Origin of the sequence: Staphylococcus sp. HMSC06C11, from assembly GCF_001808345.1 — a bacterium.
GTDB lineage: Bacteria > Bacillota > Bacilli > Staphylococcales > Staphylococcaceae > Staphylococcus > Staphylococcus capitis.
Genome location: NZ_KV793047.1, coordinates 382,790 through 405,484 on the forward strand (window position 1 = coordinate 382,790; position 22,695 = coordinate 405,484).

20 protein-coding genes are annotated in these 22,695 nt (G+C 33.2%); all 20 read left to right on the forward strand.

Features of this window, described 5'->3' with window-relative positions:
* The 20 genes from ftsL (at position 1) to HMPREF3154_RS10350 (ending at position 22,694) form a co-directional block, all read left to right on the forward strand.
* Positions 1–402 (forward strand): cell division protein FtsL, encoded by a 402-nt coding sequence (gene ftsL, locus HMPREF3154_RS10255; protein WP_023350435.1) that lies wholly within the window; start codon positions 1–3, stop codon positions 400–402.
* Positions 383–2,728, forward strand: coding sequence for a penicillin-binding protein (locus tag HMPREF3154_RS10260; protein ID WP_023350434.1), 2,346 nt, complete (start codon positions 383–385; stop codon positions 2,726–2,728). Before ftsL ends, HMPREF3154_RS10260 begins: the two co-directional genes overlap by 20 nt.
* Positions 2,729–2,906: 178 nt before the next feature.
* Positions 2,907–3,872, forward strand: coding sequence for a phospho-N-acetylmuramoyl-pentapeptide-transferase (mraY, locus tag HMPREF3154_RS10265; protein WP_023350433.1), 966 nt, complete (start codon positions 2,907–2,909; stop codon positions 3,870–3,872).
* A 1-nt stretch (position 3,873) separates the two neighbouring features.
* Positions 3,874–5,223, forward strand: coding sequence for a UDP-N-acetylmuramoyl-L-alanine--D-glutamate ligase (gene murD / locus HMPREF3154_RS10270; protein ID WP_002435137.1), 1,350 nt, complete (start codon positions 3,874–3,876; stop codon positions 5,221–5,223).
* 15 nt (positions 5,224–5,238) lie between these two features.
* The gene (locus HMPREF3154_RS10275; RefSeq protein ID WP_037560582.1) at positions 5,239–6,654 is read left to right on the forward strand and encodes a cell division protein FtsQ/DivIB; all 1,416 of its coding nucleotides are present in this window, start codon (positions 5,239–5,241) and stop codon (positions 6,652–6,654) included.
* A 103-nt stretch (positions 6,655–6,757) separates the two neighbouring features.
* A complete protein-coding gene (ftsA, locus tag HMPREF3154_RS10280) occupies positions 6,758–8,158 on the forward strand; it encodes a cell division protein FtsA (protein ID WP_002435260.1) in 1,401 nt (466 codons plus the stop codon).
* 32 nt (positions 8,159–8,190) lie between these two features.
* The gene (gene ftsZ, locus HMPREF3154_RS10285; RefSeq protein ID WP_002435258.1) at positions 8,191–9,378 is read left to right on the forward strand and encodes a cell division protein FtsZ; all 1,188 of its coding nucleotides are present in this window, start codon (positions 8,191–8,193) and stop codon (positions 9,376–9,378) included.
* 253 nt (positions 9,379–9,631) lie between these two features.
* Complete coding sequence (pgeF, locus tag HMPREF3154_RS10290; RefSeq protein ID WP_023350431.1) at positions 9,632–10,423, forward strand: peptidoglycan editing factor PgeF; 792 nt, start codon at positions 9,632–9,634, stop codon at positions 10,421–10,423.
* 17 nt (positions 10,424–10,440) lie between these two features.
* Positions 10,441–11,115 (forward strand): YggS family pyridoxal phosphate-dependent enzyme, encoded by a 675-nt coding sequence (locus tag HMPREF3154_RS10295; RefSeq protein WP_002435178.1) that lies wholly within the window; start codon positions 10,441–10,443, stop codon positions 11,113–11,115.
* Positions 11,112–11,723, forward strand: a complete 612-nt coding sequence (locus HMPREF3154_RS10300; RefSeq protein WP_023350430.1) for a cell division protein SepF — start codon at positions 11,112–11,114, stop codon at positions 11,721–11,723. The genes HMPREF3154_RS10295 and HMPREF3154_RS10300 overlap by 4 nt, the downstream gene beginning before the upstream one ends.
* An 11-nt stretch (positions 11,724–11,734) precedes the next feature.
* A complete protein-coding gene (locus HMPREF3154_RS10305) occupies positions 11,735–12,025 on the forward strand; it encodes a YggT family protein (RefSeq protein WP_023350429.1) in 291 nt (96 codons plus the stop codon).
* Between the two features lie 120 nt (positions 12,026–12,145).
* Positions 12,146–12,934, forward strand: a complete 789-nt coding sequence (locus tag HMPREF3154_RS10310; RefSeq protein ID WP_023350428.1) for a YlmH family RNA-binding protein — start codon at positions 12,146–12,148, stop codon at positions 12,932–12,934.
* Positions 12,935–12,957: 23 nt separating this feature from the next.
* A complete protein-coding gene (locus tag HMPREF3154_RS10315; protein WP_002435215.1) occupies positions 12,958–13,611 on the forward strand; it encodes a DivIVA domain-containing protein in 654 nt (217 codons plus the stop codon).
* 325 nt (positions 13,612–13,936) lie between these two features.
* The gene (gene ileS / locus HMPREF3154_RS10320) at positions 13,937–16,687 is read left to right on the forward strand and encodes an isoleucine--tRNA ligase (RefSeq protein ID WP_002435232.1); all 2,751 of its coding nucleotides are present in this window, start codon (positions 13,937–13,939) and stop codon (positions 16,685–16,687) included.
* Between the two features lie 291 nt (positions 16,688–16,978).
* Complete coding sequence (locus HMPREF3154_RS10325; protein WP_030065296.1) at positions 16,979–17,776, forward strand: VOC family protein; 798 nt, start codon at positions 16,979–16,981, stop codon at positions 17,774–17,776.
* Positions 17,777–17,962: 186 nt separating this feature from the next.
* Positions 17,963–18,439: a signal peptidase II gene (lspA, locus tag HMPREF3154_RS10330; protein ID WP_023350426.1), complete on the forward strand. Its 477-nt coding sequence runs from the start codon at positions 17,963–17,965 to the stop codon at positions 18,437–18,439.
* A gap of 12 nt (positions 18,440–18,451) precedes the next feature.
* Entirely contained in the window at positions 18,452–19,369 is a 918-nt protein-coding gene (locus HMPREF3154_RS10335; RefSeq protein ID WP_049326412.1) for an RluA family pseudouridine synthase, read from the forward strand.
* Between the two features lie 342 nt (positions 19,370–19,711).
* Entirely contained in the window at positions 19,712–20,239 is a 528-nt protein-coding gene (gene pyrR / locus HMPREF3154_RS10340; protein WP_002435073.1) for a bifunctional pyr operon transcriptional regulator/uracil phosphoribosyltransferase PyrR, read from the forward strand.
* Positions 20,240–20,478: 239 nt separating this feature from the next.
* Positions 20,479–21,786 carry a uracil-xanthine permease family protein gene (locus tag HMPREF3154_RS10345; RefSeq protein WP_002435254.1) on the forward strand — a complete coding sequence of 436 codons (1,308 nt, stop codon included), beginning with the start codon at positions 20,479–20,481 and terminating at the stop codon, positions 21,784–21,786.
* A 26-nt stretch (positions 21,787–21,812) separates the two neighbouring features.
* Positions 21,813–22,694 carry an aspartate carbamoyltransferase catalytic subunit gene (locus HMPREF3154_RS10350; protein ID WP_002435230.1) on the forward strand — a complete coding sequence of 294 codons (882 nt, stop codon included), beginning with the start codon at positions 21,813–21,815 and terminating at the stop codon, positions 22,692–22,694.
* Position 22,695: the final 1 nt, after the last annotated feature.

Consider the following 22,695-nt stretch of genomic DNA (forward strand, 5'->3'; position numbering starts at 1 on the left):
ATGGCTGTAGAAAAAATTTATCAACCTTATGATGAAGCAACTCAAACCAGTATTCCACAAAGACAACCGCAATCTCGTCCAGAAAAACAGACTGTTAAAAGAAAAGTAGTCGTACAATTAACTAGATTTGAAAAAGTTTTATACATAACGCTTATTACAGTAATTGCCATGATTAGTATTTATATGCTATCTTTAAAAATGGATGCGTATGATACGCGGGGAAAAATTGCAGATTTAGATCAAAAAATAGAAAAACAATCTAGTGAAAACAGCGCATTAAAGTCTGAAATCAAGAAAAATTCTTCATATGAACGCATTTACGATAAGGCTAAAAAACAAGGTATGAGCCTACAGAACGATAATGTAAAGGTAGTGCGTAGTAATGGCGAAGCGAAAAATTAAAATTAAAAAAAATAAAATAGGGGCAGTCCTTCTAGTTGGTTTATTCGGACTGCTCTTTTTTATATTGGTTTTAAGGTTCTCATATATTATGGTAACTGGTCATTCAAATGGTCAGAATCTTGTGATGAAGGCAAATGAAAAATACTTAGTAAAAAATTCTGAGCAACCAGAGCGTGGTAAAATTTATGATCGCAATGGGAAGGTTCTTGCAGAAGATGTTGAAAGGTATAAAGTTGTTGCAGTTGTCGATAAAAAGGCAAGTCAAAATAGTAAAAAGCCACGTCACGTAGTAGATAAGAAGAAAACAGCTAAACAATTATCTAAAGTTATAGATATGAAAGCTTCTGATATTGAAAAACGACTCAATCAAAAGAAAGCTTTCCAAGTTGAGTTTGGTCAAAAAGGAACTAACTTAACTTATCAAGATAAAGAAAAAATTGAAAAAATGAATTTACCTGGGGTTTCATTATATCCTGAGACAGAACGTTTCTATCCTAATGGAAACTTTGCCTCTCATTTAATTGGTATGGCTCAAAAAGACCCTGACACAGGACAACTAAATGGTGCATTAGGTGTTGAAAAAATCTTTAATAGCTACTTAAATGGAACGCAAGGTACTCTTAAATATATCCAAGATATTTGGGGTTATATTGCTCCTAATACTAAAAAAGAACAAACTCCTAAACGAGGAGACGATGTTCATTTAACGCTTGATTCTAATATTCAAGTCTTTGTTGAAGAAGCGTTAGATGGCATGGTAGAGAAATATGCACCTAAAGATTTATTTGCAGTTGTAATGGACGCTAAAACAGGTGAAATACTCGCTTATAGTCAACGACCTACCTTTAACCCTGAAACAGGTAAGGATTTTGGTAAAAAGTGGGCTAACGATTTATACCAAAATACGTATGAACCAGGTTCTACATTCAAGTCTTACGGATTAGCTGCTGCTATCCAAGAAGGTAAATTTAAACCTAATGAAAAATATAAATCTGGACACAGAGACATTATGGGTTCTGAGATCTCAGATTGGAATAAAGAAGGTTGGGGCAATATACCTATGACTCTAGGCTTCACCTATTCATCTAACACATTAATGATGCATTTACAAGATTTAGTTGGTGCAGATAAGATGAAGTCATGGTATGAACGTTTTGGCTTTGGTAAGAAAACAGATGGAATGTTTGATGGAGAAGCATCAGGCCACGTAGCTTGGGCTAATGAGTTACAACAAAAAACATCTGCGTTTGGACAATCTACGACTGTTACACCTGTACAGATGATTCAAGCACAATCAGCATTTTTCAATAAAGGTAATATGTTAAAACCTTGGTTTGTAAATAGTATTGATAATCCTGTCACTAAGAAAAACTTCTATAGTGGTAAAAAAGAGTACGCAGGAAAACCAATTTCAAAAGATACTGCTGATAAAGTTGAAAAAGAGTTAGACAAAGTTGTTAATAGTAAACAAAGTCATGCGATGAATTATCGCGTTAAAGGTTACGACATCGAAGGTAAAACTGGTACCGCTCAAGTAGCAGATTCAAATGGTGGCGGATATGTTAAAGGTGAAAATCCTTACTTTGTAAGCTTTATAGGTGACGCGCCGAAGAAAAATCCTAAAGTCATCGTTTACGCGGGTATGAGTTTAGCTCAGAAAAATGATGAAGAAGCTTACGAGATGGGTGTAAGTAAAGCATTTAAACCTATTATGGAAAACACACTCAAGTATCTCAATGTAGGTAAATCAAGTGATTCTGCATCTAAAGCTGATTACAGTAAGGTACCTAACGTTGAAGGTCAAGAAACACAAAAAGCAGAAGATAGTATGAATGCTCAGTCGCTCAAACCAGTTACTATAGGTAGTGGTAAGCAAATTAAATCTCAATCTGTCAAAGCAGGGACTAAGATTTTACCTCATAGTAAAGTAATGTTACTTACAGATGGTGATATCACTATGCCGGATATGACAGGTTGGACAAAAGAAGATGTACTCGCATTTGAAGACTTAACACATATTAAAGTTTCCACTAAAGGTAATGGTTTTGTAACTAACCAAAGTATTACTAAAGGCCAAGCGTTGAAAAACAAAGATAAAGTAGAAGTGACACTATCTGCTGATAAAACTGATGATAGTGAAGATGATTCAAATGCAACAGAAGCTAGTAAAAATTCGAAAGATGAAAGTAAGTCTAAAGATAAAAACTCTAAACAAGATTCAAGCTCATCTTCTAAATCAGAATCAAAGGATAGTTCAAGTTCTGACTCTAAAAAAGACTCCAATAGCAATTCAAAAAATAATTCAAGTTCCAGCGATGACAGCTGATTGAACTAAGCAGACAACAGAGGTTGGGATGATCATTTTAGGGATTAACTAAGAGATGGTCCCAACCTCATTTGTTTATGTTTAAAGATTTATATGAAAATAAACCGAAAACTGATAAACTATTAAAGGTTATTTACAATTAACGAATATATTAGAAAGTGAAGAAAAGGAGATTCATATGTTATTTATATATGCGATCATCGCACTACTCATAACATTTATATTAGTACCAGTGCTCATTCCTACGTTAAAAAGAATGAAATTTGGCCAAAGCATTAGAGAAGAAGGGCCTCAAAGCCACATGAAAAAAACAGGAACACCAACTATGGGTGGACTCACGTTTTTAATAAGTATTATTATTACATCTATTATTGCAATCATATTTGTCGATAAATCAAATCCTATTATTTTATTATTATTAGTCACTATTGGATTCGGACTAATTGGATTTATTGATGATTATATTATAGTAGTTAAGAAAAACAACCAAGGTTTAACGAGTAAACAAAAATTCTTAGCTCAAATTTTAATTGCAGTTATATTCTTTGTGCTAGGTGATGTTTTTCATTTAGTTAATTTCACTACAAATTTACATATTCCGTTTACTCATTTTGATTTACCACTCTCCTTCGCGTATGTAATATTTATAATCTTTTGGCAGGTTGGTTTCTCAAATGCGGTAAACTTAACTGATGGACTGGATGGCTTAGCTACAGGGTTATCTATCATTGGATTTGCTATCTATGCAATAATGAGCTTTATATTAGATTCCCCAGCAATCGGTACGTTCTGTGTCATTATGGTGTTTGCATTAATAGGCTTTTTACCTTATAACCTAAACCCAGCAAAAGTATTTATGGGTGACACAGGTAGTCTTGCATTAGGAGGAATATTCGCTACAATCTCAATTATGTTAAATCAGGAATTGTCGCTTTTCTTTGTAGGATTAGTTTTCGTTATTGAAACATTATCAGTTATGATGCAAGTAGCATCTTATAAATTAACTAAGAAACGTATATTTAAAATGAGTCCTATTCACCATCATTTTGAATTAAGTGGATGGGGAGAATGGAAAGTAGTAACTGTATTCTGGACAGTAGGTTTAATTTCAGGATTAATAGGTTTATGGATTGGAGTGCATTAGAGTGCTGAATTACACAGGATTAGAAAATAAAAATGTTCTAGTAGTTGGCTTAGCTAAAAGTGGTTATGAAGCTGCAAAATTATTAGCTAAATTGGGTGCAAACGTCAAAGTGAATGATGGAAAGGACCTTTCCCAAGACGCACATGCAAAAGATCTTGAATCAATGGGGATAGAGGTAATAAGTGGTGAACATCCTCTTTCGCTACTTGATAATAATCCTATTATTGTCAAAAATCCGGGTATCCCTTATACTGTTTCAATTATTGATGAGGCAGTTCGCAGAGGTTTAAAAATCTTAACCGAGGTCGAATTAAGTTACCTTATTTCTGAGGCACCTATTATAGGTGTGACTGGCACAAATGGTAAGACGACTGTGACATCTCTAATAGGGGATATGTTTAAAAAAAGTGTCTTAACAGGTCGTCTATCAGGAAACATAGGTTATGTTGCTTCTAAGGTAGCTCAAGAAGTTAAAGCTGATGAATATTTGATTACAGAACTTTCATCTTTCCAATTATTAGGTATTGATGAATACAAACCTCACATAGCAATCATTACAAACATATATTCAGCACATCTAGATTATCATGAGTCTTTAGAAAATTATCAAAATGCGAAAAAACAAATTTATAAAAATCAAACTGAAGATGATTATCTCATTTGTAACTATCATCAAAGACATTTAATTGAAACAGAGAATTTAAAATCAAAAACACTTTATTTTTCAACACAGCAAGAAGTTAATGGAATATATATTAAAGACGGATTTATCGTATTTAATGGCGTTCGTATCATAAATGTTAAAGATTTAGTTTTACCAGGCGAACACAACTTAGAAAACATTTTGGCTGCAGTATTAGCTGCTATTTTGGCAGGCGTACCAGTTAAAGCCATCGTAGATAGTCTGACAACTTTCTCTGGAATTGATCATAGACTGCAATACATTGGTACTCACCGTACGAATAAATATTATAATGATTCCAAAGCAACTAATACTTTAGCTACACAATTCGCTTTAAATTCATTCACACAACCTATTATTTGGTTATGTGGCGGTTTAGATAGAGGCAATGACTTTGATGAACTTATACCATATATGAATAATGTCCGTGTAATGATTGTTTTTGGAGAAACACAAGAAAAATTTGCTAAACTAGGTAATAGCCAAGGTAAATATGTAATTAAAGCAACGAACGTTGAAGATGCAGTTGATAAAATTCAAGACATTATCGAACCTAATGATGTGGTGTTACTTTCACCAGCTTGTGCAAGTTGGGATCAATATAAAACATTTGAAGAACGTGGTGAGAAATTTATCGAGAGATTCCGAGCACACTTGCCATCTTATTAAGGAGTGTGAATGCTCATGGATGAAAATAATAAAAACAAAAATGATAAAGTTTCGCGCATTGAAGATTTTACTACATCTAAGAAAGACAATAATGATAAAGATGATGTGAGTCTTTTTAGAAGAAATAAAGATTTTCGTAATAGAAAAAGAAAACGTTTCGGTGACAGAGTTAATAACGATGAATATTCGAATGAGGAAACACAAGAAAATGATGTTCCCTATAATGATTCTCCAGAGATGGAAAGTACTAATGAAGATAAAAAGACTCAATCCGAAAATGAACATGATAAAGATAGTCTAAATCACGGTGATGAAGCAATACAACATCATAAAGACTCTCAAACAGAGATTAATGAAGACAATACAAATGAAGACATCGAAGATATAGAAGAACAATCTCAATCGGATAGTAAAAGTGATGCTTCTGAATCTAGTAAAGATGAGAGTGGTAAGGCGAATAAAGACGTTCATGAAGAGAAAAGTTATAAAAAAGGTTTTATAAATAAGATCCCTTTTATTAATAATAATAGTGATCACAACACAGAAAAAGATAAAAATGAACAACATAAACCTTTAACATTAGAAGAAAAAAGAGCGTTACGCCGAAAAAGACAAAAAAGAATACAGTATATCATTATTACTGTATTAGTATTATTGATTGTTATATTCTTACTTTATATGTTCACTCCTTTAAGCAAGATTTCTAATGTGAATATTAAAGGTAATAATAATGTTAGTAAAAGTAAAATCAATAAAGAGTTAAATGTTACATCTCATTCAAGAATGTACACATTTAGTAAGAGGAAAGCAATTAACAATTTGAAGAAGAATCCTTTGATCAAGGATGTTGAAATTCATAAACAATTGCCTAACACCATAAATGTAAAAGTAACTGAGTACCAAGTTGTTGGTTTAGAAAAAAATAAAGACAGTTACGTTCCAATTATAGAAGATGGCAAAGAATTAAAAGATTACAGTGATGATGTTTCACATGACGGACCAATTATCGATGGTTTTAAAGGAAATAAAAAAACACGAATCATTCAAGCTTTATCTGAAATGTCACCTGAAGTAAGAAGTTTAATTGCTGAAGTTAGTTATGCTCCAGAGAAGAACAAACAAAATAGAATTGAAATCTTCACTAAAGATGACATGCAAGTTGTCGGAGATATTACTACAATAGCCGATAAAATGAAATATTACCCGCAGATGTCACAATCATTAAGTAGAGATGATTCAGGTAATCTTAAGACTGATGGGTATATTGATTTATCAGTGGGTGCTTCATTCATACCTTATAATGGAGCAACAGGTGCTGAGTCTGAATCCGACCAGAATGTAACAAAATCTACACAACAAGAAAGTGAAGCTAAAGAAGAACTTCAAAGTGTTTTAAATAAAATTAATAATCAATCAAAAGATAATAATTAAAAAATTTCGTTAATACTATGTGTTTATAGTTCACAAGCTATTCAACGTATTGTAAACTAAACATAGTGTATTTTAATAGTAATTTGTCAGGAGGTGCCTATCTATGGAGGAACATTACTATGTAAGTATAGATATAGGTTCATCAAGTGTAAAAACGATAGTAGGCGAAAAATTTCACAATGGAATAAATGTGATAGGTACAGGACAAACCTACACTAGCGGTATCAAGAATGGTCTTATTGATGATTTTGATATTGCGAGACAAGCAATCAAAGATACAATTAAGAAGGCTTCAATTGCCTCTGGTGTAGATATAAAAGAAGTATTCTTAAAGTTACCTATCATTGGTACCGAAGTATACGATGAATCAAATGAAATTGAATTTTATGAAGATACTGAAATTAATGGAACACACATTGAATCAGTTTTAGACGGAATTCGTGATAAGAATGATGTAACAGAAACAGAAGTGATTAATGTCTTTCCTATTCGATTCGTAGTTGATAAAGACAATGAAGTTTCTGACCCTAAAGAATTAATTGCTAGACATTCATTGAAAGTTGATGCAGGCGTTATAGCTATACAGAAATCTATTTTAATTAATATGATTAAATGTGTTGAAGCATGTGGCGTAGATGTATTAGATGTTTACTCTGATGCATACAATTATGGTTCAATTTTAACCGCTACAGAAAAAGAATTAGGCGCTTGTGTCATTGATATTGGCGAAGATTTAACTCAAATTGCTTTTTATGAGCGTGGTGAGTTAGTAGATGCTGATTCAATTGAAATGGCTGGTCGTGATATTACAGATGATATTGCGCAAGGCTTAAATACTACATATGATACTGCTGAGAAGATTAAGCATCAATATGGACATGCTTTCTATGATTCAGCTTCAGAACAAGATGTATTCTCAGTAGATCAAATTGATAGTGAAGAACATGTTCAATATACTCAAAAAGATTTAAGCGATTTTATCGAACAACGTGTAGAGGATATATTCTTTGAAGTGTTCGATGTGTTACAAGAACTTGGACTTACTAAAGTAAATGGCGGATTTATTGTAACAGGTGGTTCTGCTAACTTACTTGGTGTAAAAGAATTACTGCAAGACATGGTAAGTGAGAAAGTAAGAATTCATACTCCATCTCAAATGGGTATTAGAAAACCTGAGTTCTCTTCTGCTATTTCGACAATTTCTAGTAGTATCGCTTTTGACGAGTTATTAGATTATGTTACAATTAGTTATCAAGATAATGAAGGATTTGAAGAGGAAGTTATCGAATCTGAAGATAAAGATAACGAATCTAAATCGAGCGGTTTTGATTGGTTTAAACGTAAATCAAACAAAAAAGAGAATCATGAGGAAGAACCTGAATCACCTCGTGAGGAAACATATGAAGACCGCAGAGAACATCACGAAGATGATTATCATCAATCAGAAGGTAAGGACAAAGAAGAAGGTAAATTTAAAAAACTAATGAAATCTCTATTTGAATGATTATTGGCCATTAAGACTAGGAGGAAATTTAAATGTTAGAATTTGAACAAGGATTTAATCATTTAGCTACATTGAAAGTCATCGGTGTAGGTGGCGGCGGTAACAACGCTGTTAATCGTATGATTGACCACGGCATGAATAACGTTGAGTTTATCGCTATCAATACAGATGGACAAGCGCTTAACTTATCTAAAGCGGAATCAAAAATCCAAATTGGTGAAAAGTTAACGCGAGGTCTTGGTGCAGGTGCAAATCCTGAAATTGGTAAAAAAGCTGCTGAAGAATCTCGTGAACAAATCGAAGATGCTATCCAAGGTGCAGATATGGTATTCGTTACTGCTGGTATGGGTGGCGGTACTGGTACAGGAGCTGCTCCAGTAGTTGCTAAAATCGCTAAAGAAATGGGCGCTTTAACAGTAGGCGTTGTAACTCGCCCATTCGGTTTTGAGGGACGTAAACGTCAAACTCAAGCTGCCGCTGGCGTTGAAGCAATGAAAGCTGCAGTTGATACATTAATTGTTATTCCTAATGATCGTTTATTAGATATCGTAGACAAATCTACACCTATGATGGAAGCATTCAAGGAAGCAGATAATGTGTTACGTCAAGGTGTACAAGGTATCTCAGATTTAATCGCTGTATCAGGTGAGGTAAACTTAGACTTTGCCGACGTTAAAACTATTATGTCTAACCAAGGTTCAGCATTAATGGGTATCGGTGTATCTTCTGGTGAAAATAGAGCGGTTGAAGCTGCTAAAAAAGCTATTTCATCACCATTATTAGAAACTTCAATTGTTGGTGCTCAAGGCGTACTTATGAACATTACTGGTGGAGAATCACTCTCACTATTTGAAGCTCAAGAAGCTGCTGATATTGTTCAAGATGCGGCTGACGAAGATGTAAACATGATCTTCGGTACAGTAATTAATCCTGAACTTCAAGACGAAATTGTTGTTACAGTGATTGCTACAGGTTTCGAAGATAAACCGTCATCTCAAGGTCGTAAAGCTACAAGTACTGGTTTCGGTTCAAGTGTTAATAGTAGTTCTTCTAACCAAAGTCATGCTACTCCTAAAGAAGACTCATTTGCTACAAACACTTCAACTAGCTCTCAATCTTCAGAAGGCGTAAGCGAAAGAAGTCACTCTACAAAAGATGACGACATTCCTAGCTTTATTAGAAATAGAGAAGAAAGACGTTCTAGAAGAACAAGACGCTAATTATATAAGATAATTTAGATAAAAAGCCATCAGAGTTTGTACTGATGGCTTTTTAAATTACAGTTTATGAATTACATAATATTACTAATTAATTTTCATGACACCAACATTAAGTATATATTTAAATTATTTATTCTTGTAACTTGTAGTTTAAATGGTAGAAAGTATGATATATAATAGTTTTATAATATACTTAATTGTCATGAATTATAATAATTGCTTTATTAACATTCTCAAATGGTGGTGAAACATAATGACTGAAAAGTTTATAAAGAAAGAACATTATTTAGATTATGATGTAAAACCTACTCATAGTATTAAGCTTGGTTTCACAACTAGAGAGAATGGACTGAGTCATTATCCAGAACACGCTTTTAACATGGCTAGATACGTGGATGATAATCAAGCTAATATTACTCAACATCAGGAAATTCTTGCAAATGAAATAGGCTTCGATAGAAATAATTGGGTTTTCCCAATTCAGACACATGGAAATAAAGTCACAGAAATTACTAAAGAACATCGAGGTATGAATATTGAAGAATTAACTGATGACTTATATGGGTTAGATGGCATTTTTACTTATGATTCCAATATATTATTAACCATGTGTTATGCTGATTGTGTTCCTGTTTACTTTTATAGTGAGAAGCATGGTTATGTGGGCCTTGCCCATGCTGGATGGCGTGGTACTTATGGTGAGATCGTAAAAGAGATGGTTAGAAAAATTGACTTTGATTTAAATGATTTACAAGTGGTTATTGGACCAGCAACATCTAATTCCTATGAAATCAATGATGATATCAAAGGTAAATTTGAAACATTAACAATTGACTCATCTAAATATATTGACTCGCGTGCAGCAGACAAACATGGTATTGATTTAAAAAAAGCCAATGCTTTATTACTTGAAGAAGTAGGCGTCCCATCAGATAATATCTATATTACTGAGTATGCTACTTCTGAAAATTTAGACTTATTTTTCTCTTATAGAATTGAAAAAGGTCAGACTGGACGTATGTTAGCATTTATAGGACGCAAGTAAAGTGAGGAGGAACGATAGTGAGTGTTAAACAAAATTTAAAACAAATTGAACAAGAAATAAGTGAACATTTAGAAAAAAGTTCTAATTCAGCACACCCTCACGTGATTGCAGTGACAAAGTATGTTACAATAGAGCGAGCTAAAGAAGCTTATGAAGCAGGTATTAGGCACTTTGGCGAAAATAGATTAGAAGGCTTCAAAGAGAAAAAAGCAGCATTACCTGATGATGTTGTATTTCACTTTATTGGTTCTTTGCAATCTAGAAAAGTTAAAGAAGTAATTAACGAAGTTGACTATTTTCACGCTTTAGATCGCCTGAGTTTAGCTAAGGAGATTAATAAGAGAGCAGACCATGTTGTATCTTGTTTTTTACAAGTTAATGTTTCTGGGGAAGAATCTAAACATGGTATAGCATTAGACGAAGTTAATGAATTTTTAAAAGAACTGAAAGCTTATGAAAACATCAAAGTAATTGGTTTAATGACAATGGCACCTCTAACTGATGATAGTGTGTACATAAAATCAATTTTCAATGATTTAAGACATAAAAAAGAAGAAATTCAACAATTCAATTTAGAACATGCACCTTGCACAGAATTATCTATGGGAATGAGTAATGACTATCAGATAGCAGTTGAAGAAGGTGCAACCTTTGTCAGAATTGGGACTAAACTTGTAGGAGAAGAGGAGTGAGCCCCTTGGCTTTAAAGGATTTATTTAATGGATTTTTTGTAGTAGAAGATGAAGAAGAAGTTGAAGCACCAGAAGAACGTGAAACATCTCAGACACGTGAGCGTGTACAAGAACGTGATGTTGAATCACGAAATGAAAACAATGTACCATCAACGCAATCACAAAACAGTGTAAACAAACAAAATGCAATCAAATCTGTGCCTCAAAAGAGCACAACAAGAAAAGGTGCAACTTCTGAAGAAAGGAATTATCGTATGAATAATAATTCAAAGAGTAATTCTCGTAATGTTGTAACTATGAACCAATCATCACAAAATTATGCGACACAAGAAAGCTCTAAAATGTGCTTATTTGAACCACGTGTGTTTTCTGATACACAAGATATTGCGGATGAATTGAAAAATAGACGTGCTACTTTAGTAAACTTACAACGCATTGATAAAGTATCTGCTAAACGTATTATTGACTTCTTAAGTGGAACAGTATATGCGATTGGTGGAGATATTCAGCGTGTAGGAACTGATATATTCTTATGTACACCTGATAACGTAGAAGTTGCTGGAAGCATAACTGATCATATCGAAAACATGGAGCAACATTACGAATAAGGAGTCTAATTATGGATATCGGTCTACTTAGTACTATATTCCGATTTATATTATTTTTGGTTCAAATTTATTATATAGGAATGATTATTTATTTCTTCACGTCTTGGGTTCCAAGCATTAGAGAATCAAAAGTGGGGGAATTTCTTGGTAAAATTTATGAACCTTTTTTAGAACCATTTAGGAAAATCATTCCTCCCATTGGCATCATAGATATTTCTTCTATAGCAGCTATTATAGTATTAGTATTATTTCAAAGAGGTTTAGTTTCAATTTTTAACATCATACTTACACATTTATCATAAAAATGAACTAGTTTGAATTTTATATGAGTATTTTAAGCGAGGCAAAGTATTTATTAAACTTTGACCTCGTTTTTGTCATGTGAAATTGAAGTTACCTTAATTGAATGTTGTTAAAATAAAATGTTAGGAGTGTCTCACATCGATATATATCAACATTTTAGAAGAGAAGAACAAGAATTGATAGATCAATTAATAGATAAGTGTAATCAAGCTGAAAATCACTATGCGCCTGTGCTCACTGCATTTTTAGATCCGAGAGGCCAATACATCTTAGAAGTCATCGTGGGGAGTTATGAAATGTTAAAAGTCAACTTTTATGGTGGTCCCTACGCTGAGAGAAAACGTGCTATCATAGCTCCATCATATTATGAGGCACAAGTAGAAGATTTTGAACTGTCACTATTACGAATCGATTATCCTGAGAAATTCGTTTCAATTCAACATCAACATGTGTTAGGCACCTTAATGTCTTTAGGTATTGAGAGAGAACAATTGGGGGATATTATAGTTGCAGATGATATACAATTTGTTTTGACAGAGCGTTTGGAATCTTATATTATGTTTGAATTAAATAGGATTAAAGGTGCCACAGTTAAACTTAATTCTATTCCTATAAAAGATATGATACAATCAAAAGAGAATTGGAAAATTCAAAGCACGACTGTTAGTGCAATGAGATTGGACGTTGTATTAAAAGATATGATCCATAAATCTCGTAATATAGCAAAGCAATTAATAGAAAAGAAAAGAGTCAAAGTGAATCATACTATAATTGATACACCTGACTTTCAATTAGAACAAAATGATCTACTTTCTATCCAAGGATTTGGCAGAGCTCAAATCACTCAAATTGGAGGAAGAACTAAAAAAGATAAACTACACATTACCTATCAGACATTATTTAAATAGTGATGAATTAAGGAGGATATATCATGCCTTTCACACCAAGTGAGATTAAAAATAAAGAGTTTAGTCGAGTGAAGAATGGTTTAGAACCCACTGAGGTTGCTAATTATTTAGATCAATTAAGCACTGAGATTGAACGACTTAAAGAAGATAAAAAGCAACTTGAAAAAGTAGTTGAAGATAGAGACACTAATATCAAATCTTATCAAGATGTGCATCAGTCTGTAAGTGATGCTTTAATTCAAGCTCAAAAAGTTGGAGAAGAAACAAAATTAGCTGCTAATAAAGATGCCGAAGCTACACTTGCTAAAGCTCAAGTTCAAGCTGATAAAATTGTAAATGATGCGATTGAAAAAGCACGTCGTTTATCATTCCAAACTGAAGATATGAAACGTCAATCTAAAGTATTTAGATCTCGTTTCCGTATGTTGGTAGAAGCTCAATTAGATTTACTTAAAAGTGAAGATTGGGATTACTTATTAAATTATGATTTAGATGCTGAACAAGTGACTTTAGAAGATATTCATCACTTAAATGATAATGATCTTACACCAGAAGAACGCGCTATGAAGGAAAGCCAATCTCAAGCAGAGAATAATAATGGAACAACTTCTACTTCTGAATCTTCACGTACGTCTAATAATCAATCAGAGACTTCTACAACTCATAGTAATTTATAAGCATTCTATTGATAAATGATTAATAGATAGAGACGCAATTGAAGAATTTTAAACTTGTAAATGTATTTATGTTAAAAATACATTTTCTTAATGACAATTTATTGATATGATATAAAAAGACAGACGCGTAAGAAACACTAAACATATTCCAGCGAGTTAGGAATGGTGAGAGCCTAACATATCGTTTGTTTCTTATATCACTGGCTTTTATTTTAATATGTTTATGAGAGAACTCTAAGTTGAGTTAAATAGGGTGGTACCGCGGTTTAGCCGTCCCTTTTAATTGAACTTAGAGTTCTTTTTATCATTAGAAGGAGTGAACAGTATGAATTTTAAAGATACTTTATTAATGCCCAAAACTGACTTTCCTATGAGAGGTGGTTTACCTAATAAAGAGCCTCAAATTCAAGAAAAATGGGATGCAGAAGATCAATATAAAAAAGCATTAGAAAAAAATAAAGGTAATCAATCTTATATCTTGCATGATGGTCCACCATATGCAAATGGTAGTTTACATATGGGACATGCACTTAATAAAATTATTAAGGATTTTATCGTCCGTTATAAAACAATGCAAGGATTCTATGCACCATATGTTCCAGGCTGGGATACGCATGGTTTACCAATTGAACAGGCTTTAACTAAAAAAGGCGTAGACCGTAAAAAAATGTCAATTGCTGAATTTAGAGAAAAGTGTAAAGAATTTGCACTTAAGCAAGTAGATATTCAGAAGAAGGATTTCAAACGTCTAGGTGTTCGCGGTGACTTTGATAATCCTTATATTACACTTACCCCTGAATATGAAGCAGCACAAATTCGTTTATTTGGTGAAATGGCAGACAAAGGTTTAATTTATAAAGGTAAGAAACCAGTTTATTGGTCACCTTCAAGTGAATCTTCATTAGCTGAAGCGGAAATTGAATATCATGATAAACGTTCTGCCTCTATTTATGTAGCATTTAACGTTAAAGACGATAAAGGAGTCGTTGATTCAGATGCTAAGTTTATTATCTGGACTACAACACCTTGGACAATTCCTTCAAACGTAGCTATCACTGTTCATCCAGAACTTAAGTATGGCCAATACAATGTAGAAGGACAGAAATTTATTGTTGCTCAAGCCTTATCTGAGACTGTAGCTGATGCTTTAGGTTGGGATAAAGATACAATTCAACTTGAAAAAGAATTTACAGGTAAAGAGTTAGAATATGTTGAAGCGCAACATCCATTCTTAGATCGTACGTCACTTGTGATTAATGGAGATCACGTCACAACAGATGCGGGTACTGGATGTGTTCATACTGCTCCTGGACACGGGGAAGATGACTATATCGTTGGACAAAAATATGACTTACCTGTCATCAGTCCTCTAAATGACAAGGGTGTATTTACTGAAGAGGGCGGCCAATTTGAAGGTATGTTCTATGACAAAGCGAATAAAGCTGTCACTGACTTATTAACTGAAAAGGATGCACTTCTTAAATTAGACTTTATTACACATAGCTACCCACATGATTGGCGTACAAAAAAACCAGTTATCTTTAGAGCGACACCTCAATGGTTTGCTTCAATTAACAAAGTAAGACAAGATATCTTAGATGCGATTGAAGAGACTAACTTTAAAGTAGATTGGGGTAAAACACGTATCTACAATATGATTCGTGATCGTGGCGAATGGGTTATTTCTCGTCAACGTGTATGGGGTGTTCCATTACCAGTATTTTATGCTGAAAATGGTGACATCATCATGACGAAAGAAACAGTTAATCATATCGCTGATTTATTCGCAGAACATGGATCAAATGTGTGGTTTGAACGTGAAGCGAAAGATTTATTACCAGAAGGATTTACACATCCTGGAAGTCCTAATGGTGAATTTACTAAAGAAACAGACATCATGGATGTATGGTTCGATTCAGGTTCATCTCACCGTGGTGTATTAGAAACAAGACCAGAGTTAAGTTTCCCTGCAGATCTTTACTTTGAAGGAAGTGACCAATATCGTGGTTGGTTTAACTCTTCAATAACTACTGCTGTAGCAACTCGTGGACAAGCACCTTATAAATTCCTACTTTCACACGGTTTCGTTATGGATGGTGAAGGTAAAAAAATGAGTAAATCGCTTGGTAACGTCATCGTTCCGGACCAAGTTGTTAAGCAAAAAGGTGCAGATATCGCACGTCTATGGGTAAGTAGTACTGATTATTTAGCAGACGTCCGTATTTCAGATGAAATTTTAAAACAAACTTCTGATGTTTATCGTAAAATAAGAAATACACTCAGATTCATGTTAGGTAATATTAATGATTATAACCCTGAGACAGATCGTATCCCTGAAAATGAATTACTCGACGTAGATCGTTATTTACTTAATCGTTTACGTGAATTCACAGCTAGTACTATCAACAACTATGAGAATTTTGATTATCTTAACATCTATCAAGAAGTTCAAAACTTTATCAATGTAGAATTAAGTAACTTCTATTTAGACTATGGTAAAGATATTCTTTACATTGAGAAGAAAGACTCTCATAAACGTCGCAGCATGCAAACAGTGCTTTATCAAATCTTAGTAGATATGACAAAATTATTAGCACCAATCCTAGTGCATACTGCAGAAGAAGTATGGTCACATACACCTCACGTTAAAGAGGAAAGTGTTCATTTAGCAGATATGCCAGAAGTTGTTGAAGTAGATAGAGAATTATTAGATAAATGGAATACTCTTATGGATCTACGCGACGACGTAAACCGTGCTTTAGAACAAGCTCGTAATGAAAAAGTCATTGGTAAATCATTAGAAGCTAAAGTGGTTATTGGCAATAATGAATCATTTAAAGCTGCTGAATTCTTACAAGAATTTAATGATTTACAACAATTATTCATCGTTTCTCAAGTTGAAGTTGTTGATTCAGTTGAAAATGGTGAAACATATAAATATGGTGATATTCGCATCGAACACGCAGAAGGCGAAAAGTGTGAAAGATGTTGGAACTATAGCGATGAATTAGGTTCTGTTGGAGAACTTGATCATCTATGTCCACGTTGCCAAGAAGTAGTGAAAACATTAGTTTAATTTCTAAATGATTGGTAACCATTAATCATAGACCTGAGGAGATTTTATTATAAAGAAGTCTTCTTAGGTCTTTTATACTTTAAGAAACAAATTGATTAGAAAAATTAAAGTAAGATTTATAAGACTTAAATGAGAAAATGTTGATATATTTAAAAATCTCTTTAAATTCACATCATAAATTAGAAATTTGAATTCTTAAATATATTTAGTCATAATGTTAAAATTATAGTAATGAAATCTTATATATAGACAACCATTCAGAGTACAAGTCATTGTTGAGAGGGTAGAATGATGTTTCATAGTAAAGATGCACATTTCGTTAATGGAATAATAATAAATGTACGTGATATAGAAGTTATAAGAGCCTTTTATGAAGAAGTTTTAGGATTTAATTTTGTTAATGAATCTATGAAGGCTGTTCAATATAAGGTTGGAGCAAACAATCAATATATAACTTTTAATGAAATTCAAAATGGTAGAGAGCCACTCATGTCTGAAGCTGGCTTATTTCATATAGGAATTAAGTTGCCAGAACTATCCTCTCTAGCTGATTTATTAGTACAATTAAGTGATTTTGAGATACCGGTTAATGGAGGAGAACAAAGTGTTGGAACATCACTCTTTGTTGAAGATCCTGAAGGTAATGCGCTTAAATTTTACGTCGATTATGACTTTGAAATGTGGAAATACGATGAAGATAATAGAGTGAAATTGGATATTAGACCAATTAACGTACCTCGATTGTTAAAAGAAGTTTCTAATGAAAAATGGCAAGGTGTACCTAATGAAGCGAAATTAGGTCATTTGCATCTTAAAACTATTAGAATCTCAGAAATTAAATCATATTATCTTAATTATTTCGGTTTAGAAGAGTCAGCTTATATAGACGATTTCTCATTATTTTTGTCCTCAAATCATTATTACAATCATTTAGCAATGAATCAGTGGTTATCAGGGACCAAGCGTGTTGATAATGAAAACACATATGGTTTAGCGTTAATAGATTTTCACTATCCTGAATCTACGCATTTAAATTTAAAAGGACCAGATGGCTTGTACTTCAGGTTTAATCGAATAAAAGATGAATAATTGAGTAAGCTAAATATTTACTAAAATTAAGTTGAGACACGATTAAGTCTCAACTTTTTGTATGATATTATTGCTCAACATTTCTAATAATTAGATTTATACTCAGCAATCTTTTTTTATGTCTTGGAGTAGGATATAATGTTAAGTGTTGTCAAAAGTGACGTTGAACTGAATGGAGGCACATGAATGAAAAAGAAATATTATATTGGAATCTCACTTCTTTTAGCATTTTTAATTATAATTTTTGACCAAATTTCAAAGTGGATAATTGCTTCATCCATGAAAATTGGCGATTCCTACGAAGTAATTCCTCATTTTCTTAATATTACTTCACATAGAAATAATGGAGCTGCTTGGGGAATTTTAAGTGGTAAAATGGGATTTTTCTATATTATCACATTAGTTATTTTAGTAGTTCTCGTGCTGTTTTATATTAAAGAAGCTAAATATAATTTATTTATGCAAGTTGCAATTACCTTACTCTTTGCTGGTGCGTTAGGTAACTTTATTGATCGCGTATTCAATGGTGAAGTTGTCGATTTTATAGATACAAACATCTTTGGTTATGATTTCCCAATCTTTAATATTGCAGATTCAAGTTTAACTATAGGCGTTATCTTCGTAATTATCGCATTATTAAAGGATACAACTAAAAAGAACTAAGGAGGTATACTTTTGGAAACACATGAATTTAAGATCACAGATGAAACACAAGTTGGTCAAAGAATAGATAAATTTCTATCTGAGTCGAATGATGCTTGGTCTCGTAGCCAACTTCAAGATTGGATTAAAGAAGATTTAGTTAAAGTTAATGATAAAGTGATTAAATCAAATTATAAAGTTAAATTAAATGATCATATCATTGTCACTGAAAAGGAAGTAGTAGAAGCAGACATTCAACCAGAAGATTTAGATTTAGATATCTATTATGAGGATGATGATGTGGCGATTGTTTATAAACCTAAAGGTATGGTAGTACATCCATCTCCAGGTCATTATACGGGCACACTTGTGAACGGCTTAATGTATCAAATCAAAAATTTATCTGGTATTAACGGTGAAATACGTCCTGGTATTGTTCACCGTATTGATAAAGATACTTCTGGTTTATTAATGGTTGCTAAAAATGACATCGCTCATCGAGGTCTTGTCGAACAACTAATGGCTAAAAGTGTTAAACGTAAATACACTGCGTTAGTTCACGGTAATATTCCGCATGATTATGGTACGGTAGATGCTCCAATTGGTCGTAATAAGAATGACCGTCAAGCAATGGCTGTAGTTGATGATGGTAAAGAAGCTGTAACGCATTTCAATGTAATAGAGCATTTTAAAGACTATACTTTGATAGAATGTGAATTGGAAACTGGACGAACTCACCAAATTCGTGTGCATATGAAATATATTGGCTACCCGCTTGTGGGTGACCCTAAATATGGACCTAAGAGAACATTAGATATTGGTGGTCAAGCATTGCATGCGGGTGTGATTGGTTTTGAACATCCAGTAACACATGAGTATATTGAAAGAAGTACTGAATTGCCTAATGATTTTAAAGATTTATTAGAAGATATTCGACGTAGAGATGCTTAAAAAAACATGATAAAGTTAAACATTACGAGCGATTTTGTCAACTTTTAGTTTAAAGAAATCATTGACTTATTTATTAAAAAGTTTTAGACTAGTAACAGTTTAAATATAAAAAACTTCGTCTTTAATTGCGAGTCCAGAGAGGCTTCGAAGACATGAATAATAGGAATAATCATGCATATAAATGTGTTTCGCTTAAGAAAGTATGCGCGTTCTTAATGATGAAATACTGTAAATATATACCTGAAAGTTAATTAACTGAGTATAATTAATTTTCTTGAAGTGTGCCTTAACCTCATGTCTTTATTAAAGATATGAGGTTTTTCTATTATAAGAGGTGAAACGATGTCTGAACGAATCATTTTAGATGAAGCCGCGATACAGCGTACAATCACTCGAATTGCACATGAGATTTTGGAATATAACAAAGGCACTGACAATTTAGTACTTTTAGGAATTAAGACACGAGGTGCATTTTTAGCGAATCGTATACAAGAAAAGATTCATTCTATTGAGCAGTGCAATGTACCAACCGGCACAATTGATATTACACATTTCCGTGATGATATTGATAATGTCACCCAGCAATCAGACATCAAAGCATTTGATATCGATGTTGACATTACTGATAAAGTGGTGATTATCGTTGACGATGTTTTATATACTGGTCGTACAGTAAGAGCTTCATTAGACGCTATATTGCTACACTCACGACCTGTTAAAATTGGACTTGCAACACTTGTTGATAGAGGCCATCGTGAACTTCCTATCCGAGCAGACTTTGTAGGAAAAAATATACCAACTGCGCGTGATGAATCCGTTTCAGTTTATTTAAATGAAATTGATCATCAGAACGCAGTCATAATAAAATAATATCCCTTTTAAAGCAGTACGAGAGACTGAAAAAGGTGGAGTAAACAAATTAAGCCATAGTTAAACGATAAAGCGATGATGTAAATCTTTAAGATTTATCATACCTTTACCATTGCTTAATGTAATACTTCGTTAGAAATGTAATCTTTGAGGTGTAAAACCTTATTCGACTACATTTCAATTAGTCTCTTTGCATTCACTGATGTAAAGAGATTTTTTTATGAAAGGAAATGAATGACATGGAAAATGAACAAATGTTTGAGCGCACTGTGAAGCCAGTGCTTGATGTTAGAGACAAACCTAAACCAGCACAATGGGCATTCTTAAGTTTGCAACATTTATTTGCAATGTTTGGCTCAACCGTCCTTGTACCATTTTTAACACATTTACCAATATCAGCAGCATTACTTGCTTCAGGTATTGGAACACTTATTTACATATTAATCACAAAGGCTAAAATACCTGCTTATTTAGGTTCAAGTTTTGCCTTTATCACACCGATTATTACTGGTCTAAGTACCCATAGCTTAGGAGACATGTTAGTGGCTCTGTTTATGAGTGGGTTGATGTACGTCATTATAGGTTTACTTATTAGATTAAGTGGAACTGGTTGGCTAATGCATTTACTACCACCAGTTGTAGTAGGACCAGTTATTATGGTTATCGGATTAAGTTTGGCACCTACAGCCGTTAATATGGCCATGTATGAGAATTCTTCAGATATGAAAGGTTATAACTTAAGTTATTTACTTGTAGCTCTAATTACACTCATAGTCACAATCGTAGTACAAGGTTTCTTTAAAGGATTTTTATCACTGATACCTGTATTAATTGGTATTGTAGTTGGTTATATTGTTTCTATTTTCATGGGCTTAGTAAAATTTGGACCTATTGCCCACGCCAAATGGTTAGATTTTCCACATATATATTTACCATTCAAAGATTACACACCATCATTCCATTTAGGATTGGTATTAGTCATGATACCCGTTGTATTCGTAACAGTAAGTGAACACATCGGTCATCAAATGGTTATCAATAAAATAGTAGGCCGTAATTTCTTTAAAGATCCAGGATTGGATAAATCAATTATTGGAGATGGGGTATCTACAATGTTTGCGAGTATTATCGGTGGGCCTCCAAGTACAACCTATGGTGAAAATATAGGCGTACTAGCGATTACTAAAATATATAGTATTTACGTCATTGGTGGAGCAGCAGTTATCGCTATCATTCTAGCTTTCATAGGTAAATTTACTGCGTTAATTTCATCTATACCTACTCCTGTCATGGGCGGTGTTTCGATACTATTATTTGGTATTATTGCTGCTAGTGGATTGCGTATGATAGTTGAAAGCAATGTAGATTTTTCAAGCAACCGTAACTTAGTCATTGCATCAGTAATACTTGTAGTAGGTATTGGTAATTTACTTATCAATTTAAAAGGTATTGGAATTAATTTACAAATTGAAGGTATGGCATTATCCGCACTTTCTGGAATTATTTTAAATTTAATTTTGCCAAAAGATAAAAAAGAAGAAAATTAAGATTTAATCCATTAGGAGGGCGCTATATGAAAAATTTATTATCTATGGAACATCTATCAACGGATGAAATATATGATTTAGTTACAACTGCAAGCCAGTATAAATCAGGTGAAAGAGCTTTACCGCAGTTTAATGATACGTATGTAACGAACTTATTCTTTGAAAATTCAACAAGAACAAAGTGTAGTTTTGAAGTAGCTGAACTCAAATTAGGATTAAAACAAGTGAGTTTTGAAACGAGTACCTCTTCAGTTAAAAAAGGCGAGTCGTTATATGATACTTGTAAAACATTAGAAAGTATTGGAGTTAATTTATTAGTCATTCGTCACTCTCAAAATGCTTATTACGAGGAATTAGAAAACATTAATATACCTATAGCAAACGCTGGAGATGGAAGTGGTCAACATCCTACACAAAGTTTGCTAGATATAATGACTATTTACGAAGAGTATGGGTCATTTGATGGGTTGAATGTGTTAATTTGCGGTGATATTAAAAACTCTCGAGTAGCCAGAAGTAATTATCATAGTTTAAGAGCATTAGGTGCAAATGTCATGTTCTCTAGTCCTGAAGAATGGGTAGATGAGACATTAGAGGCGCCATACGTTAATATAGATGATGTGATTGATCAAGTCGATATTGTGATGTTGTTAAGAGTTCAACATGAAAGACACGGCATTGCTGGTGAAGCTAATTTTGCGGCAGAGGAATATCATCAACAATATGGGTTAACTCAGTCAAGATATGATAAATTAAAAGATGAAGCCATTGTCATGCATCCTGCTCCAGTCAATCGAGGAGTCGAAATTAAAAGTGATTTAGTAGAAGCACCCAAATCACGTATTTTCAAACAAATGGAAAATGGGATGTATTTAAGAATGGCAGTTATAAGCGCGCTTTTAAAATAGG